This window comes from Sphingomonas mali NBRC 15500 (assembly GCF_001598415.1).
Lineage (GTDB): Bacteria > Pseudomonadota > Alphaproteobacteria > Sphingomonadales > Sphingomonadaceae > Sphingomonas > Sphingomonas mali.
In genome coordinates, this window is sequence record NZ_BCYX01000026.1 from 18,000 (window position 1) to 34,449 (window position 16,450).

General features: G+C 65.4%; 16 protein-coding genes. 11 read left to right on the forward strand and 5 right to left on the reverse strand.

Going from position 1 to position 16,450, the window contains the following annotated elements; genetic code table 11:
* Positions 1-143 precede the first annotated feature (143 nt).
* The 3 genes from SMA01S_RS16845 (at position 144) to SMA01S_RS16855 (ending at position 2,534) form a co-directional block, all read left to right on the forward strand.
* Positions 144-785 (forward strand): DUF4328 domain-containing protein, encoded by a 642-nt coding sequence (locus tag SMA01S_RS16845; RefSeq protein WP_084250384.1) that lies wholly within the window; start codon positions 144-146, stop codon positions 783-785.
* Between the two features lie 57 nt (positions 786-842).
* Positions 843-1,511 (forward strand): extensin family protein, encoded by a 669-nt coding sequence (locus SMA01S_RS16850; protein ID WP_066825009.1) that lies wholly within the window; start codon positions 843-845, stop codon positions 1,509-1,511.
* A gap of 87 nt (positions 1,512-1,598) precedes the next feature.
* Positions 1,599-2,534 carry an LOG family protein gene (locus SMA01S_RS16855; RefSeq protein ID WP_066825012.1) on the forward strand — a complete coding sequence of 312 codons (936 nt, stop codon included), beginning with the start codon at positions 1,599-1,601 and terminating at the stop codon, positions 2,532-2,534.
* Between the two features lie 145 nt (positions 2,535-2,679).
* Here the strand turns inward: SMA01S_RS16855 and SMA01S_RS16860 are convergent, their stop codons facing one another.
* Complete coding sequence (locus SMA01S_RS16860) at positions 2,680-3,351, reverse strand: c-type cytochrome (RefSeq protein ID WP_066825014.1); 672 nt, start codon at positions 3,349-3,351, stop codon at positions 2,680-2,682.
* 248 nt (positions 3,352-3,599) lie between these two features.
* On the opposite strand from SMA01S_RS16860, the gene SMA01S_RS16865 reads away from it, so the two are divergent.
* The 7 genes from SMA01S_RS16865 (at position 3,600) to SMA01S_RS16895 (ending at position 10,443) form a co-directional block, all read left to right on the forward strand.
* Positions 3,600-4,490 carry a prephenate dehydratase gene (locus SMA01S_RS16865; protein ID WP_066825016.1) on the forward strand — a complete coding sequence of 297 codons (891 nt, stop codon included), beginning with the start codon at positions 3,600-3,602 and terminating at the stop codon, positions 4,488-4,490.
* Between the two features lie 97 nt (positions 4,491-4,587).
* Positions 4,588-5,745 carry a bifunctional hydroxymethylpyrimidine kinase/phosphomethylpyrimidine kinase gene (gene thiD, locus SMA01S_RS16870; protein WP_066825018.1) on the forward strand — a complete coding sequence of 386 codons (1,158 nt, stop codon included), beginning with the start codon at positions 4,588-4,590 and terminating at the stop codon, positions 5,743-5,745.
* Entirely contained in the window at positions 5,745-6,362 is a 618-nt protein-coding gene (gene rnhB / locus SMA01S_RS16875) for a ribonuclease HII (RefSeq protein ID WP_066825020.1), read from the forward strand. Before thiD ends, rnhB begins: the two co-directional genes overlap by 1 nt.
* 185 nt (positions 6,363-6,547) lie before the next feature.
* Complete coding sequence (locus SMA01S_RS16880; RefSeq protein WP_066825022.1) at positions 6,548-7,678, forward strand: site-specific DNA-methyltransferase; 1,131 nt, start codon at positions 6,548-6,550, stop codon at positions 7,676-7,678.
* A 125-nt stretch (positions 7,679-7,803) separates the two neighbouring features.
* Positions 7,804-8,859 (forward strand): dihydropteroate synthase, encoded by a 1,056-nt coding sequence (folP, locus tag SMA01S_RS16885; protein WP_066825025.1) that lies wholly within the window; start codon positions 7,804-7,806, stop codon positions 8,857-8,859.
* 67 nt (positions 8,860-8,926) lie between these two features.
* Complete coding sequence (locus SMA01S_RS16890) at positions 8,927-9,325, forward strand: (R)-mandelonitrile lyase (RefSeq protein ID WP_066825027.1); 399 nt, start codon at positions 8,927-8,929, stop codon at positions 9,323-9,325.
* Positions 9,326-9,423: 98 nt separating this feature from the next.
* The gene (locus SMA01S_RS16895) at positions 9,424-10,443 is read left to right on the forward strand and encodes a C13 family peptidase (protein WP_066825029.1); all 1,020 of its coding nucleotides are present in this window, start codon (positions 9,424-9,426) and stop codon (positions 10,441-10,443) included.
* On the opposite strand, the gene SMA01S_RS16900 is transcribed toward SMA01S_RS16895, so the two are convergent.
* From SMA01S_RS16900 to SMA01S_RS16915, 4 genes are all read right to left on the reverse strand, one after another.
* The gene (locus tag SMA01S_RS16900) at positions 10,424-12,145 is read right to left on the reverse strand and encodes a long-chain-fatty-acid--CoA ligase (protein ID WP_066825084.1); all 1,722 of its coding nucleotides are present in this window, start codon (positions 12,143-12,145) and stop codon (positions 10,424-10,426) included. The genes SMA01S_RS16895 and SMA01S_RS16900 overlap by 20 nt on opposite strands.
* Positions 12,146-12,202: 57 nt before the next feature.
* Positions 12,203-12,406 carry a hypothetical protein gene (locus SMA01S_RS16905; protein WP_066825030.1) on the reverse strand — a complete coding sequence of 68 codons (204 nt, stop codon included), beginning with the start codon at positions 12,404-12,406 and terminating at the stop codon, positions 12,203-12,205.
* Between the two features lie 97 nt (positions 12,407-12,503).
* Positions 12,504-14,216 (reverse strand): sensor domain-containing diguanylate cyclase, encoded by a 1,713-nt coding sequence (locus SMA01S_RS16910; RefSeq protein ID WP_245649312.1) that lies wholly within the window; start codon positions 14,214-14,216, stop codon positions 12,504-12,506.
* Between the two features lie 53 nt (positions 14,217-14,269).
* Complete coding sequence (locus tag SMA01S_RS16915; RefSeq protein ID WP_245649313.1) at positions 14,270-15,478, reverse strand: hypothetical protein; 1,209 nt, start codon at positions 15,476-15,478, stop codon at positions 14,270-14,272.
* 147 nt (positions 15,479-15,625) lie between these two features.
* On the opposite strand from SMA01S_RS16915, the gene SMA01S_RS16920 reads away from it, so the two are divergent.
* On the forward strand, positions 15,626-16,177 hold the full coding sequence (locus SMA01S_RS16920; protein ID WP_066825033.1) for a UrcA family protein: 552 nt from the start codon (positions 15,626-15,628) through the stop codon (positions 16,175-16,177).
* Positions 16,178-16,450: the final 273 nt, after the last annotated feature.

Sequence of the window (16,450 nt, forward strand, 5' to 3'; positions counted from 1 at the left end):
TCTCCTCGCAGAGAGCGCGCGCGGCGTTGGGACCGCGTGGCCCGTCGGCCGCCCTAAAGATATTGTGCGCTGCGTCAAGCGACATGCGCTGGACGGCAAAGCGAACGTGCGGCAAGTTGCGTCGGGGCAGGGGGAGCGGGCGAATGTATGAATTTCGCGATCCGAACGGGCGTGGGCGCGCGGCGATCATTGCCGTTCTTGTTTGGCTGGCGGCGGATTTTGCCTTTATGATCAGCAGCGGCCTGACGATAGCGGCGCTGAACGCGCTGGGGTCGGGAGCGGGACCTGCACCCGAAACCGCCGATACCGTCGCGGGCATCACCAGCACCGCCGTGCTGGTGACAATGCTGATTTCGATCGTCTTCGTTTCCCGCTGGATCATGCGCGTCAATGCAAATGCGCATTCGCTGTCCGATTCGATGACCATAACGCCCGGATGGAATGTCGGCTGGTTCTTCGTTCCCGTGGCGACCCTGTGGAAGCCGTTCCAGGGGTTGCGCGAGACGTGGCAAACGAGCGTCAGTCCTCATGAGCCGGAGTCGGTCCCCGTACCCGCAGTGATGCGCTGGTGGTGGGGATTGTGGCTGGCGACCAGCATAATCGGCAACATTTCCTTCCGGCTCTCGCTCAACGTCAGCGACGTCGGGGCACTGATTGCAGCGAGTTGGCTGGACGTGGCATCGTTCTTCATCGATGTACCGCTGACCGTCGCATTGATCATGATGATCCGCCGCTTCAACGAGCTCCAGAAGCACGGGCCGGACTACGCCGAAACCTTCGCCTGACCGGCGGCACGTGCCGTCGCGCGATTAACGATTCGTTAACCATGTTCGCGCACATCAATGCGCGTGAAGCGTCTCGTTCCCTTGCTCGGCTTCGTGCTGTCGGGTTGCCTGTTCGGCGGAGGGGGTAATGACCATATGCCGCCGCGCCGCCCTGCCGGGGCGCCGCCCGTCACGCTCAATCTGCCGACCAGTCGTGAAACGCAGATGTGCTACGCCGATCTGTCGCGTGAGGACGTGCGCTATTCGCCGCTTCCGGACCGCGACTATGGCGGCGGCTGCAATGTCATCGGGGCGGTGCAGCTGATCGATATCGGCGTTCCCGTCACCGGGCTGAAGGCGATGCGCTGCGGCCTCGCGGAAGAGTTCATCGGCTGGACGCGCAACGCGGTCGCCCCCGCCGCTTACCAGATCCTCGGCAGCCGCCTGATGAAGGTCGAGACGTTCGGCACCTATGCCTGTCGCAACACGATCGGTGCTCCGACGACGCGATTGTCGGGCCATGCGCTGGCGAACGCGGTCGACGTCTCTGCGTTCATCCTGGCAGATGGACGCCGGGTGTCGATCCAGGACGGCTGGCGATCGGACGATGCGGAGGTGCGACGCTTTCTCGACGTCATCCACGCGTCCGCCTGCAAGCGCTTCGGCACCGTGCTCAGCCCCGATTACAATGTCGCGCACCACGATCATCTGCATCTCGAAGACGACCACAAGAGCTTCTGTCGCTGATTCCCTTTCCCGCGCGCGGGAAAGGGCTCAGGGGGCCTCGCCCAAGCCCCCCTTCAATCCGTCACAACTTTGCTCTAACGCGCTGGGATGACTGATACCCGAGTACCGTCGCGCGTCTTTCCGCGCGCGAAACAGGAAGCCGACCGCGCCAAGGGCGGTGTCTCCACCCCGCAGACCCAGGATCCGGCCTACCGGCTCGCCTTTCAGGACATGGACTTCCTGCTGCGCGAGGATCTGCGTCCGGTCCGGTTCCAGCTCGAGCTCCTCAAGCCCGAACTGGTGATCGATGAGGCGGGGATTGCTTCCACCTTCGTGATGTATGGATCGGCCCGCATCCCCGCGCCGGACAGGGCGCAGGCTTTGTTAGCGGCGGCGACCGATGACGCGTCCCGCAAGATTGCCGAACGGCTGGTCGCCAAGTCCAAATATTACGAAGTCGCACGCGAACTCGGTCGGCTGGCGTCGGGCTTCGCGGTCGACACCGACGGGCGTCGCCACTTCGTCGTCTGTTCGGGCGGTGGCCCGTCGATCATGGAGGCGGCCAATCGCGGTGCGGCGGATGTCGGGGCCGAATCGATCGGACTCAACATCGTGCTGCCGCACGAACAGGCGCCCAATCCTTACGTGACGCCGCGGCTGAGCCTGCAATTCCACTATTTCGCGCTTCGCAAGATGCACTTCCTGCTCCACGCGCGCGCTCTCGCGGCATTTCCGGGCGGCTTTGGCACGTTCGACGAATTGTTCGAGCTGCTGACGCTGATCCAGACCGGGAAGATCCAGCCGATCCCGGTGCTGCTCTATGGCAAGGAATTCTGGCAGCGAGTGGTCAATTTCGAAGCGCTGGTCGAGGAAGGCGTGGTCAGCGCCAAGGATCTCGACATCTTCACCTATTGCGAGACGGCGGAAGAGGGCTGGGAATGCGTCCAGCGTTTTTACCAGGACCGGTCACTGGATACCGGTCTCGCCGAAGCGGAGCAGCATGCCGCCGACGAGATCGCGGCCCAGGCCAATACGTCGCGATAGCTTAAGGAAAAATCCTCCCCATCCAAGATGGGGAGGGGGACCAGCCGAAGGCTGCAGGAGGGGATTTTGGCGAGGGACAACGCCGCGCTGACGGGCGTCGTCCCCTCCCTCCCCATGCAAGCATGGGGAGGATTTATCTTCGAGCTTATTTCTTGGCGGCAGGCGCGGCGGTGTTAGCCGCAGCCGGTGCGGTGGCATTGCCGTCCGCCGGAGCGCTCGCATTGCCAGTAGCCGGCGCCGCGCTGTTACCGTCAGCAGCCTTGGCATCCTTGCCCGCCGGGGCAGCGGCTGGCGCGGCCGGCAGGGGCAGGTTCGAGCCCTGCTGGTTCAGATACAGGATCACGTCGGCGCGATCCTTGGGGTTCGACAGACCCGCGAAGGTCATCTTGGTACCCGGCGCGAACTTGCGCGGGCTGGTCAGCCAGGCGTTGAGCGAATCGAAGTCCCACTTGCCGCCCTTGGCCTTCAGCGCATCGGAGAAGGCGAAGCCGCCCTTGCCGGTCGCCACCGCTTCGCCGACCGTCGCATAGAGATTCGGGCCGATGCCGTTGGCGCCGCCCTGGTTGATCGTGTGGCAGGCCGCGCACTTCTTGAACACCTCGGCGCCCTTGGCGGCGTCGGCGGTGGGCAGCAAGGACGCGATCGGCACTTCGGCCGCCGCGCCGCTCTCGCCGCCCTCGTCCACCGCCTCGACGGGATAGCCTTCCTTCTTCGGCTCGCCGCTGTGGAACACCATGCCGCCAACGATCGTGGCGCCAAGCGCGACAAAGCACCCTGCGAGGGTCCAGCCAGCGATCGTGTTGGTCTTGTCGGACATGATTTTTCGCGTACGCCCCTGAATTGAGTAGCAGCCCTTTAGTAAGCGTATTCGCGGGGGGCAAGGTGGCTGTTGTTTGGCGACCTACGGTCGCGAGCGGCACCAGCCCGCTCCCCCACCCGTCCGCCCATAGCATATCCTGATTGGGCGGACGGGTGGGGGAGCAGGCTGGTGTCAGACACGCGCGCGAGCGCGTCAAACAAAGCTCGGGTTGATAGTCCCCGTGCGGACCTCTAATCGCCGCCGCCATGGAGAATTTCGCCGCCCCCGCCCAGTCCATCGTTGCCGCGATGACCGAAGCCGCTGCCCGCGAGCCCGAGCGCGCCGTGGCGTTTCAGGGCGCGCCGGGCGCCAACAGCCATGTTGCGGTGGAGGAAACGTTCCCCAATGGACTGCCGCTACCGTGCTTCAGCTTCGACGACGCGATCGACGCGGTGAAGGAAGGACGCGCCGATTGCGCGGTCATTCCGATCGAGAATTCGCTCCATGGCCGTGTCGCCGACATCCATTTCCTGCTGCCCGAATCGGGGCTGGTGATCACCGGCGAGCATTTCCTGCCGATCCGCTACGCCTTGATGGGCGTCGGCCCGCTCGACGGCGTCAAGGAAGCCATGAGCCATCCCCAGGCGCTCGGCCAATGCCGGCATTGGCTGAAGGCGCGCGGCATCAACCCGATCGCCTATCCCGACACCGCCGGCGCCGCAGCTTTGGTCGCCGAGATCAACGACCCCAAGATCGCCGCGCTCGCGCCGCCGCCATCGGCCAAGATCTACGGCCTTGAAACGCTGGCGAGCAACATCGCCGACGCCGAGCATAATACAACGCGTTTCGTGACCCTGGCGCGGGGCAGCCGCCCGCTGACGGGTGACGGTCCGTTCATGACGACGATCATTTTCGAGGTGAAGAACGTCCCCGCCGCTTTGTACAAGGCGATGGGTGGGTTCGCGACCAACGGCGTCAACATGACCAAGCTCGAAAGCTATCAGCGCGGCGGCAGCTTCGCGGCGACCGATTTCTACGCCGATGTCGAGGGACGGCCGGGCGACGAGAATCTCGATCGCGCGCTGGAGGAACTGGGCTTCCATTCGAAGTGGATGCGCGTGCTGGGCAGCTATCCGCAGGCGCGGAAGCGCGGATAGGCTATTCTCCCTCTCCCCGATGGGGAGAGGGAGTTAGGGCGCTGAGGTATGACTTTGTGAAGTTAGGTATCGCCATTCTCTTCTCGGTTCGCGTCGCATGACGCCGCGCGTCCTGATCATCGCCGGGTCTGATTCGGGCGGTGGCGCGGGAATCCAGGCCGATATCAAGACGGTGACGATGCTCGGGGGACACGCGATGACCGCGATCACCGCGATCACCGCGCAGAACACGCTCGGCGTCCAGGCGGTGCTGACGGTGCCGACCGAGATGGTGATCGCGCAGATCAATTCGGTGGTGACCGATATCGGCGTCGACGCGGTCAAGATCGGCATGATCGGGTCGGCGGCAACCGCGCATGCGGTGGCGGACGTGCTCGAGCATCTGTCGGTGCCGATCGTATTCGATCCGGTGATGGTCGCGACGAGCGGATCGGTCCTGGCGGATGACGAGACGATCGCTGCATTCGAGCGGCTCGGCCGCATAGCGTCGCTGGTGACGCCCAACCTCGTCGAACTCGCGGCCCTGTGCGGGCTCGACGCGTCTCTTCCCGACGATGTGCGAGAAGCAGCAACCGATTATGCGACGCGCCTCGGAACGCCGGTTCTCGCCAAAGGCGGGCATGGCGACGGCGACCAGGTCATCGATTGGCTGATCGACGGGGCCGGCCAGTGGACGCGGTGGCGAGGTGACCGGATCGCATCGGATCAAACGCATGGCACCGGCTGCACGCTTGCGTCTGCTATCGCGACCTATCTCGCCCGAGGATGCCCTTGGAAGTCTGCGATCGTTCGCGCGCGGCAGTTCGTGCGGATCGCGATCAAGGATGCGCCGGGACTCGGTAGCGGGCATGGGCCGATGGGGCAGCAATCCGTCCGACTCGATCTAGGATCGGGCGCGCGGCTCAATCAGGTCACGGTATCGACCAACGATTACACCGCTTCCTGCGCTTTTTACGCGACGCTCGGACTCAAGCAAATCGTGGACACGGACGATGCGCATTATGCTCGGTTCGAAGCTGCGGGCGGCGCCACGCTGTCGGTCGAGGTCGGGGCACGGCCCACCGTCTATTTCGAGTGCGAGAATTTGGATGCCGAGGTCGAACGGTTAGAGAATGCAGGCGTGACCTTCGACCAACCCCCTACCGACCAACCCTGGCTGTGGCGCGAAGCCCGGCTGACCGATCCGTCGGGCAATCCCGTGTGCCTGTACCAGGCTGGCGAGAACCGGCGCTATCCGCCCTGGCGGCTCGGCTGATGCCCGGCCTCAAACACGAAAAGCTCTGCCTCGCTCCGGTCGCCGGCGTCGACGAAGCCGGGCGCGGACCGCTCGCCGGACCGGTAGTCGCGGCGGCGGTGATCCTGCCGGCCAAGGGCATCCCGCGCGGGCTCGACGATTCGAAGAAGCTCAGCGCCGCCGAGCGCGCCCGGTTGCACGCCCGGCTGATGGACTGCGCGACCGTCGGCATCGGCATTTGCGAGGCGGACGAAATCGATACGCTCAATATCTATTGGGCGACGATGAAGGCGATGACACTCGCGGTCGAGGCGCTAGGCTGTCCGCCGGGCCATGTGCTGGTCGACGGCAACCGTGTGCCGCGCTGGACGTATCAGGCAACCGCGATCGTCGGCGGCGACGGCATCAGCATGTCGATCGCCGCCGCGTCGATCGTCGCCAAGCACACGCGCGACACGATCATGATCACCCATGCCGAATCATATCCGCATTACGGCTGGCATTCGAACAAGGGCTATAGCGCGCCTGAACATCTGCGCGCGCTGCGCGAGCACGGACCCTGTCCGCTGCATCGCCGGAGCTTCGCGCCGGTCGCCCGAGCGGCGCAGCCACAAGAAATTTCGGTTCTGCCGTTTTAAGAGTCTTTTGTGCCACACCCCATAGATTGGGGCTGTGGATAACTTCGGACTCAATATCCGGTAAGGGTCGTAAAATGTTCCGCTCCCTTAACCATTTGGCAACCGAACTCGTTAACTAAACTTCGCTTGACCGGAGTCCGCGCGCTCGGTTTTCGTGCGCGTGTCATTGCGGGGAGTGGTTGCCGATGGGGGTCATCGAGAAGGTTAGTGCGCGTATTGCGCCGTCGGTGCTCGTGCCCGGCGAACTCCCGCTCGATCGCATCGTCATGGGCGATTGCATCGAGACCATGCGTGCGCTGCCGGCCAAGTCGGTCGACCTGATCTTTGCCGATCCGCCCTACAACCTTCAGCTCGGCGGCGACCTGTCGCGTCCCGACGGCAGTCATGTCGACGCGGTCACCGACGATTGGGACAAGTTCGACAGCCTGGCGATCTATGACCGCTTCACCCGCGAATGGTTGGGCGAGGCGAAGCGCATTCTGAAGGATAACGGCTCGATCTGGGTGATCGGCAGCTATCACAACATCTTCAAGGTCGGGTCGGCGATCCAGGATCTGGGCTATTGGATCCTCAACGACATCGTCTGGCGCAAGGCCAACCCGATGCCCAATTTCAAGGGCACGCGCTTCACCAATGCGCATGAGACATTGATCTGGGCGTCAACCGGCGAGGGTGCGAAATACACCTTCAACTATCGGTCGATGAAGACGCTCAACGATGAGCTGCAGATGCGCTCCGACTGGGAATTCCCGATCTGCGGCGGGCCCGAGCGGCTCAAGAAGAACGGCGTCAAGGTTCATCCGACGCAGAAGCCCGAAGCATTGCTCTACCGCATCCTGCTCGCCTGCTCGAAGCCGGGCGACGTGGTGCTCGATCCGTTCTTCGGCACCGGCACGACCGGTGCGGTCGCCAAGCGGCTCGGCCGGCACTGGATCGGGATCGAGCGCGAGCCGGTCTATATCGAAGCGGCCGAGGAACGCATCGCCGCCGCGCTGCCGCTCGACGAATCGGCGCTGACCACGATGCAGAGCCCCAAGGCGGCGCCGCGCGTCGCGTTCGGTGCCTTGATCGAGAACGGCATGCTGTCGCCGGGCACGGTGTTGACCGACGGCAAGCGGCGCTGGAAGGCGACCGTCGGTGCCGATGGCTCGCTCAAGAGCAATTGCGGCCAGGCGGGATCAATCCACAAGCTCGGTGCGACTTTGCAGAACGCTCCCGCGTGCAACGGCTGGACCTTCTGGCATTATGAAGCGGTGGACGGGCTCAAGCCGATCGACGCGCTGCGCCAGAACTATCTGCTGGCGACGCAGCCTTAAGACCCAATTCCGGAAATGCGTCACCCCGGGCTTGTCCCGGGGTCCACCGTGCAGCAAACCCGAAACGCGCGGTTCCAGCCGCGCGGTGGATGCCGGGACGAGCCCGGCATGACGAAGGTGAATGAATGGCCAAACTCCACCTCCGCCCTGTTCAATTCGTCGACACCCCGATCGGCCGCGATGGCGAAGTTGCCCGGCTGGCCGGTGGGATGCAGTGGTTCGGGGCTTATGAAGTGATCGAGGGCGGCGCCAAGCGCACCGTCTCCATCGCCGAGTTCGATCGCACGCTCGGCGCCGATGACGAGCGCGCCGCCGAACTTCATGCCATGATTATCCGCCCGCGCGCGCCGCTGACCCTCGGCGAGCGGACCCTCCGCTTCGACCAGCCTTCGGTCGCAGGGATTCTCAACGTCACTCCCGACAGCTTTTCCGATGGCGGCGAACAAAACGATCCCGTCGCCGCGGGGGTCGCGATGGCTGCGGCCGGAGCCGCGCTGATCGACGTCGGCGGCGAATCGACCCGGCCCGGCGCCGATCTCGTATGGGAAGAGGATGAGAAGAAGCGCGTCGAGCCGGTCGTACGCGGCCTGGTGCGCGCCGGGACATTGGTGTCGGTCGACACGCGCAAGGCGATGGTGATGGAGGCGGCGCTCGCCGCCGGCGCCAGCATCGTCAACGACGTGGCGGCTTTGCTATGGGATGATCGCGCGCTCGACGTGGTGGCCAAGGCCGGGTGCCCCGTCATCCTCATGCACTCGCCCGATCCCGCCAAGGGCCCGCACGGCGGTAGCGGCTACGGCGACGTCCTGACCGAGGTCTATGACTGGCTGGACGCGCGGATCGCGGCGGTCGTCGCCGGCGGTGTCGATCGCGCCAAGATCATTGTCGATCCTGGCATCGGCTTCGGCAAATCGCTCCAGGACAATCTCTCGCTGATCAACGGCCTCGCCATGTTCCACGGCCTCGGCTGTCCGATCATGCTCGGCGCCAGCCGCAAGCGGATGATTGGCGCGCTGTCCAACGAGGCGGCCGCCGATCAGCGCCTCGGCGGCTCGATCGCGCTGGCGCTCAAGGGAGCGGAAGCCGGCGTCCAGTTGCTCCGCGTCCACGACGTGCCGGAAACCGTGCAAGCGCTGAAAGTCTGGCGCGGCCTGCGCGATCAGGCGCTGGTCGGCAACTGACCGGATATTGCCGTTGCGGCGTGCGTTGCAGACGGCAAGCTAGCGGTTGCGAAGAGGAACGGACGCCATGGACATCAAGCGGAGCGGCTCGCAGCCGTCGGGCAAGGGCCCGGCGGACGGGTTCACCGGCATGGTCAGGATCGATCCGCTGATCACCGCACCCGATCCCGCGCGCGTCGCCGGCGCCTGCGTGACGTTCGAGCCCGGCGCGCGCACCGCATGGCACACGCACCCGCTCGGCCAGACGCTGATCGTCACCGCCGGGCTTGGCTGGGTCCAGCGTGACGGCGGACCGGTCGAGGAAATCCGTCCCGGCGACGTGATCTGGTTCGAGCCCGGCGAGAAGCATTGGCACGGCGCGACGCCGACCAATGCGATGACGCATATCGCCATCCAGGAGCGGCTCGACGGCAAGGCGGTAGACTGGCTGGAGAAGGTCAGCGACGAGGAATATCGTCGCGATTGAACGTCGCTACGCGTCCTCGCATTGGGTTGTTCGCGCCGCCGCTTGACTTCGCTCCGCGCGACGCCACGTTTCGACATACGATAACGGGGGCCAGTCGCATGCGTCACCAGTTTGTCCGTCGCTTCGTCGTGCTTGCAGCGGCGCTTTCCGTCAGCCTGTCGCTCGCCGGCTCGGCAATTGGACAGGCGACGAATGCTTATGTCGCACCTCAGCATACCACCGGCTGGCCGGGCCTCGGCACTGGCGATGACCGGGGGGCGGCGGAAGCGTCGCTCGAACTCGGTCCTGAACTTGAGCGCGACCGATCGCCGGTCTGGATGCTGGCCGACCAGCGCCGGCTCGACAAGGCGCTTGCTGCCCTCCAGCCGCAGAAGAAGGGCGTGGTCGACGCCTATGTTCTGGTGGTCGGGCTCGACAGCGATCCGATCTTCGGACGCGAAGCGCGCGAGGCGGGCAGGGTGCTGTCGCGGCGCTACAATGCGGTCGGGCACACGATCGTGCTGGCCGGCACCGACGGGTCAGGCCCGAGCGACTTGCCCAACGGCACGCCCCGCGCGCTCGCGCTGACGCTCGCGCGGGTAGCCGAGTTGATGGACCGCAACGAGGACGTTCTGGTGCTCTACACTGCCGGGCATGGCGCGCCGGTTGGGCTGGCCTATCACGACGGCGACGAGGGGTTCGGAATCATCTCGCCGGTGCGGATGGCACGGATGTTCGAGGAATTGGGGATCAGGAACCGGCTGTTGATCCTGTCTGCCTGTTATTCGGGCGTGTTCGTGCCCGCGCTGGCCAGCGAGACGACCGCCTTGTTCACCGCGGCCTCGGCCGACCGCACCTCGTTCGGATGCGCGGCGGACCGCGACTGGACCTTCTTCGGCGACGCGATGATCAACCATGCGCTGCGCCAGCCGGTGCCGCTCGCCAAAGCCGGCGAGGACGGGCGCGCGCTGATCGCGCAATGGGAAAAGCAAGCCGATGTCTCCCCGTCGCAGCCCCAGATCTCGATCGGCAGCGGCGTCGGCAAATGGCTCGCCCCGCTCGAAGCCCGCATGCCGAAGACCGTGACGGCGATGGTCGGCCGCCCCGCGATCTCGATCCTCAACGATTCGGGGCAGTGATTTTCGGGTCGCGCATCTCCGCCTGAACCTCGGCGACCAATTCCTTGCGGCTGAGCTTGCCGACCAGCGTCTTGGGCAAGGCGAGGCGCACCACAACCCGATCGACGCGCTCGTGATGGCCGAGCTGCGGATTGAGCCACGCCTTGATCTCGTCGCCGGTGGCCGTCGCGCCATCGTTGAGCGTCACGTAGGCGCGCGGCTGCTCGCCGCGATAGGTGTCGGGGACACCGATCACCAACGCCTCCTTCACCGCAGCATTGCGGTAGAGCACGGCTTCGACCTGGCTCGGGAACACCTTGTATCCGCTGACCGCGATCATGTCCTTCAGGCGGTCGACGACGTGGATGAAGCCGTCCGCGTCGATCGTGCCGACATCGCCGGTGCGCAGCCAGACGCCGCCGGCATCGGGCACGAAGACCTCGGCATCGGCGTCGGGCCGGTTCCAATAGCCCTTCATGATCTGCGGCCCACGCACCAGGATTTCGCCGGGTTGCCCGTCGGGGGCGGGGCGCGACGCATCCTCTTTGTCGGCCAGCCGCACCTCGGTCGCCGGGATCGGCTGGCCGATCGTGCCCAATTTGCCCTCGCCCTCGTACGGGTTGCACGAGACGACGCCCGAACTCTCCGACAGGCCATAGCCTTCGATCACGCGCGCGCCGGTCGCCGCTTCGAACTTCGCCTTGACCTCGGCAGGGAGGGGAGCACCGCCCGAGATGCAATATTTCAGGCTGGAAAGGTCCGAAGACGCCAGCTTGGGATGATCGAGCAGCGCCTGGTACATCGTCGGTACGCCGGGCAGCGCGGTCGCCTTGGTCCGTTCGATCGCCGCCAGCACCTGCGCGCCGTCGAAGCGCGGCAGCAGTACGATCATCCCGCCGTTCGCGACGGTTCGATTCATCACGCAGGTATTGGCGAAGACGTGGAACAGCGGCAGCACGCCGATGATCCGGTCCTCTTCGCCGGGGTGCGGATCCAGCCCCTCGACCTGCCGGGCATTGGCCGACAAATTCTGATGCGTCAGCATCGCGCCCTTGGGCGTGCCCGTCGTGCCGCCGGTATATTGGATCAGCGCGAGATGCGTGGTCGGATCGATCGCCGGGAAATCGCGCTTGCCGTCATTGGCGATCAGCGCGGAGAAGGCGGTGATGCGGGCATCGTCGGGCCGCTTCGCTACTTCCTTGCCGCGGAACAGCCGATAGAGAAGCGACTTGGCCGCGGGCAGGGCACCCGCCACCGACCCAACCACCAGCCGTTCGAGTCCGCTCCGGTCCAGTACCTTGAGTGCGGTCGGCAGCAACGCGCTCGCGGAGAGCGTGAAGAGCAGCTTCGTTCCTGAATCCTCGACCTGGTGCGCCAGCTCGTCGACCGTGTAGAGCGGGGAGAAATTGACCACCGTCGCACCCAGCTTGAGCACGCCGTAATAAGCGGCGAGGTAATGCGGGACGTTGGGCAGGAACAGGCCGATCCGGTCGCCGGGCCCATAACCCATCCGTGCCAGTCCGGTGGCGACGCGCGCGGCGCCATCCATCACCTCGGCATAGGAATAGCGGCGGCCGAGAAAGTCGAGCAACGGCCGCTCTGGATACTCCCGCGCGGTGGTCTCGAACATGTCGACCAGCGACAATGGCGGGAAGTCGGTCGCCCAGGGTGTCGGGTGACGATAGGCGCTGCCGCGCCAGAGGCTCTCCGCATCTTGGGTCATCGGGGTCGATGTAAGCGCGCCGCCCATCCGGCGGCAAGCCGCTATCGGGTACGATCGTTAGCGATCGAGCGACGTCGTCTGGGTCCAGGTCAACAGGAACTTGACCGCTACCACGCCCAAATCGACGGCCGCCTGGATACGGTGCGGTGTCGGATCGCCGTCGCGATGCGTCAGGATTTCGATATCGGCGGTCGGATGGCGCGCGACCGCGACCAGTGCGAGCACTGCTGCCAACGCGACCATCGCATTACGCCTACGCATATCCCCGCGCCTCCAGCCGCTCGTAATAAAGCACCGAGGGACGAGCGACAAGCCAAAGCGGGGGCAATCCGTCGCGATTTCGCAGCCGAAACGAGCGTCAGGCGGCGCGGACGGCGACCGGCGGCGCGAACCGCGCGCGATCGCGGCCGCCCTGCTTGGCATCGAACAGCGCGCGGTCGGCGCGGCGGTACATCGCTTTCCAATCGGCTTCGGTGACGAGCGGCCCGGTGCACGCGCCGATACTGGCGGTCACGGTGAGGTCGAACGGCATCCGCGCCGACCGCAATTTGGCGAGCACGGCATCGGGCGTGACCGCCCGGTCGGCGGGGCACAGGATAGCGAATTCCTCGCCCCCCATCCGCGCGATCAATGCGCCCGGCGCGGCCTGACGCAGCACGCGGGCGAAGACGCGCAGCACCTCATCGCCACCGTCGTGACCCAAGGTCTCGTTGATCCGCTTGAAATGGTCGATGTCGGTCAGCATCAGCGCCTGGTTGGCCTCACGGCCGATCGACTGGCGCAGAAAGGCGCGGCGGTTGAGCAATCCGGTCAACGGATCGGTGTCTGCCAGTCGCGCGGCGATGATTTCGCGTTCGATCGCCTCGTCGCGTTCGAGCGAGAGCAGCCGGATGCGATAGGCGATCGCCAGGGTCGAGATGATCGCCTCGAACGCCATTGACAATATGGTCGAGTTGTCGAGCCAGAAGCTCCACGGAATCAGCGCCAGATTGCCCAACAGGCGCAGCGCCGCGAAGAGGATCGGCGCCGCCCAGGCGATCGCGAACAGCCAGAGATAGGGGCTGCGTTCGGCTCGGGCGCGGCGGATAATCGGAAAGACCACGACGATGATGGCTGCGAAGCTCAGTGAAAAAGCGGTGTCGAGCAGCTGGATGTGCCAAGGCGCAAATAGGGCGACGAATGCGGTCGCGACCACCGATGCGGCGATGATCGCGTTGACCGCCTTACCCACCCAGCCGGCGGTCACTGCGGGCACGAAGAAATAGCGCGCGAAGATCAGCGCTGTCGCTGCCCCCGCACAGAGCAAGACGTAATTGAGCCGCAAGCGATCGTTGTTGAGCATGGTCGGGTTGAGCCATGCGAGCGCTCCCGACGAACTCAGCGCGTAGAGCATCAGCGCCGCGACCATCGCGCAATAAGCAAGCTGGAAGGGATGGCGCAGCGCCCCCCACATTGCGAAATTGTATACCAACAAGGCCAGGCACAGCCCGCCGAATCCGGCATAGATCGCGGTCATCGCCAGATTCGCCTGGCCCGATTCATGTGGCGTGGCGATCGTCGGTGAGATCAGGATGCCGCGCAGATTGGCCGATCCCCGAACGTGCCACATCAGTCGAACCGGCGGACCGATATCGGCCGGCAGCGGCCATTCGATCATCGCCCCCAATTGCAAGTGGCGGCTCGCCTCGCGCCCATCGAACCGCCAGCCGCGGATCTTGCCGCCGGGATAGAGGGCGTAGAGCGTCACGCTGTCCTGCCACAGGCTGCCGATGCGGACGCGCGATCGGCTCTGTACCCCGGGCACGCCGTCCAACGGTTGCGAGATCACCCAGTAATCGCCCGACCCGAACCATGTCTGGCGATGACCGCAATCATAGCGCGCGGCGGCGGCGAACATGGTGGCCGGCCGGTCGCCCGCGTGTGCGCGCGCGACGCAAGTGGACAGCGGCACGCCGACGACGGCGCTACGCGCCTGAGCAGGGAAAGCGCATAAGGAGGAGATGGCCAGCAACAGGGCCGTGATCAGCAAGGCGGGTAGGCCGGCGAAGCGCATGCCGTCGACTAACCCCACGACCGCAAATTATTGGTAAATCATGGACAAAGTATCTCGATCTGGCGTGTCCCTCAGCAGGGCTTGAATCCGCCCAACGTGATCCGCGGCTTGCACTTCTTCTTCGGCGGCTCGTTGCCGCCATTGCCGTTGGCGGCACCGCTTTCATTGTCCCCCATGTCCTCCATTCCAGGCATGCCGAGCATGACCGTGGTATTCGAGCGATAGCGGACCTTGGCGGTCCAGTCGGGCTTCCAGAGCAACCGCGGATTGGCCGGGCGCGGCGGATAGGCGTAATTGCGCTCGGGGCCATAGGCATAGAGCTGGGTCATCATGAACCCGCCCGCCGCGCGTTTCACTTCGGTCGGGATCTGGCAGCTTGTCTGGCTGGGGGGCATCACGATCTTTCGGCCGATCAGCCCGGTGACCACGTCCGGCGCGATCCAGTCGGCCAGGCCGCCGCCGAACTGCTTGCCGCTGGCGGATGTCCACCACACCATGTCCGCAGTGTCGCCACCCGAACCCTGTGCGCCGATCAGCCAGGCATAATAGCCGGTCGCCAGCGGCACCGAATTCCAGCTCAGCATCTGCGATCCGTCGGATTGCTCGCGGCCGCGCGCGTTCAACGGCGCCATGAAATCCTGATCGAGGGCGAACTTGATCTCGGGCGAATAATTGCCCGCGACGCGATGGTCCCCGAGCAGCGAGGAGCCCGGCTTGGCCGACTTGCCCGATTGGGCATTGGGCCATTCGCCATAGGTGCGCGACGTGCTCGCGGTCGGCCCGCGATCGACCGGCACGTCCGCGGTGAACAGGCCCGGCGGGAATTGCTGCTGGCCCAATTTGGAGAAGTCGACGACCACCGGCTGGCCTGGGCCGACATGTGCGCCGCAGCCCCAGAACAACAACAGGCGACCCTTGGGCCGGCGCATCTCGCCCGGCATCTCTTCGGATGTCGTCGGCCGTGGCGAGGTCAGCGGGACCGACGGACCCAGCTGCATTCCCGCGGGCATGAAATGATCGGCCTGCGGCGCGCCGCCGGCGGGCGCCAGCGTCGAGCCCAGCCGCAAGATCAGCGTGTGCGCGACCGAACCGCCGCCACGACCGCCGCCGAACATCATCTTCATCGGATTGGCGCCGCCCGCCCCGAACCCGGATGTAGTCGCGACATCCATTTGATAGCGCGCCTTTGGCGGTGCCGCCGGCGGCGCGGAATAGCCAATGCTCACGATCGTCGCGATTGCCGCGGCACCGGCCGCTAACGGAATCAAATGGCGTCGCATGGATATACCCCCCGCTCTGGTTACGCAGCTGGATAGCATAAGGGCCGAGTCCCCAGATTGGACGAACGCGACGGGCAGCTTGCTTGACTCGCGGAACCATCGGGGTCGTTATGCGATCGGAACGTGGTTAACGGATGAGGGCGCGTGATGACCCGATCGCTTATTCTCGTTGCCTTGCCGGCCGTCATGTCGGCCGCCGCCCTGATCGCGCCGGCGGCTGCCGCCTCCGATTATGACGATCGCAATGTCCAGACGACCGTGATCGGCGTCGCCGATCTCGACCTCACGACCGGCTGGGGGATGGATCGCCTGATCAAACGGCTGCGCGGGCGGATCGACGACATGTGCGGCTGGGATGAGGATTGCCGCGATGAGGCGTGGCTGAGCGCGGATTGGCAAGTCGCCCGCGCGGTTACCCGCGACCAGTGGCGTCGCCGCATCGCGTTCGAGCGCGAAGCCGATCGGCGCTATTACCGGATGCGGCGTTTCGCGCCGCCGCCGCCTCCGCCGCCGGTCATGGTCCAGCCGCTGCCCCGGATCGCTTATCTGCCGATTCCCGCGCCGCCCGCGCAACTGGTGTCGAAGACGACCAAGGTCACCACGACCGTCACCAAGACGACGACGATCACACTGACCTATCGGACGCCGCCGGCCACCTTCCGCCCGGCGTGGAAGCCACGCTGCGCCTGCGTGGAATAGGGGGTAGGGGATCCGGTAGCGGGTGGTGGGTCGGCGGCGGTTTTGCCTGCCATAGCGGTCGTTGCCTGCGGGTTCTTGCTTGCCGAAACCTGCCACGCGCATCGCACAGGGTACTGCATTCTTGGTAAGGCCGAGGTCGTGAGTTCAATCCTCATCGGCAGCACCATTTCTCGATAGAGAAGTCAGATGGTTGGAGATGAGCCTTGCCTTCGGACGGCTGTGCTCCCGGCGAGCCAAAGCTCGGTGCCGGCCGGCTTCCTCTGTCTGGCCGAC

Bases quoted from the DNA above. Each gene is read 5' to 3' on its own strand.
- SMA01S_RS16845 (WP_084250384.1), top strand. From the start codon at position 144: ATGTATGAATTTCGCGATCCGAACGGGCGTGGGCGCGCGGCGATCATT.
- SMA01S_RS16850 (WP_066825009.1), top strand. From the start codon at position 843: ATGCGCGTGAAGCGTCTCGTTCCCTTGCTCGGCTTCGTGCTGTCGGGT.
- SMA01S_RS16855 (WP_066825012.1), top strand. From the start codon at position 1,599: ATGACTGATACCCGAGTACCGTCGCGCGTCTTTCCGCGCGCGAAACAG.
- SMA01S_RS16860 (WP_066825014.1), bottom strand. From the start codon at position 3,351: ATGTCCGACAAGACCAACACGATCGCTGGCTGGACCCTCGCAGGGTGC.
- SMA01S_RS16865 (WP_066825016.1), top strand. From the start codon at position 3,600: ATGGAGAATTTCGCCGCCCCCGCCCAGTCCATCGTTGCCGCGATGACC.
- thiD (WP_066825018.1), top strand. From the start codon at position 4,588: ATGACGCCGCGCGTCCTGATCATCGCCGGGTCTGATTCGGGCGGTGGC.
- rnhB (WP_066825020.1), top strand. From the start codon at position 5,745: ATGCCCGGCCTCAAACACGAAAAGCTCTGCCTCGCTCCGGTCGCCGGC.
- SMA01S_RS16880 (WP_066825022.1), top strand. From the start codon at position 6,548: ATGGGGGTCATCGAGAAGGTTAGTGCGCGTATTGCGCCGTCGGTGCTC.
- folP (WP_066825025.1), top strand. From the start codon at position 7,804: ATGGCCAAACTCCACCTCCGCCCTGTTCAATTCGTCGACACCCCGATC.
- SMA01S_RS16890 (WP_066825027.1), top strand. From the start codon at position 8,927: ATGGACATCAAGCGGAGCGGCTCGCAGCCGTCGGGCAAGGGCCCGGCG.
- SMA01S_RS16895 (WP_066825029.1), top strand. From the start codon at position 9,424: ATGCGTCACCAGTTTGTCCGTCGCTTCGTCGTGCTTGCAGCGGCGCTT.
- SMA01S_RS16900 (WP_066825084.1), bottom strand. From the start codon at position 12,145: ATGACCCAAGATGCGGAGAGCCTCTGGCGCGGCAGCGCCTATCGTCAC.
- SMA01S_RS16905 (WP_066825030.1), bottom strand. From the start codon at position 12,406: ATGCGTAGGCGTAATGCGATGGTCGCGTTGGCAGCAGTGCTCGCACTG.
- SMA01S_RS16915 (WP_245649313.1), bottom strand. From the start codon at position 15,478: ATGCGACGCCATTTGATTCCGTTAGCGGCCGGTGCCGCGGCAATCGCG.
- SMA01S_RS16920 (WP_066825033.1), top strand. From the start codon at position 15,626: ATGACCCGATCGCTTATTCTCGTTGCCTTGCCGGCCGTCATGTCGGCC.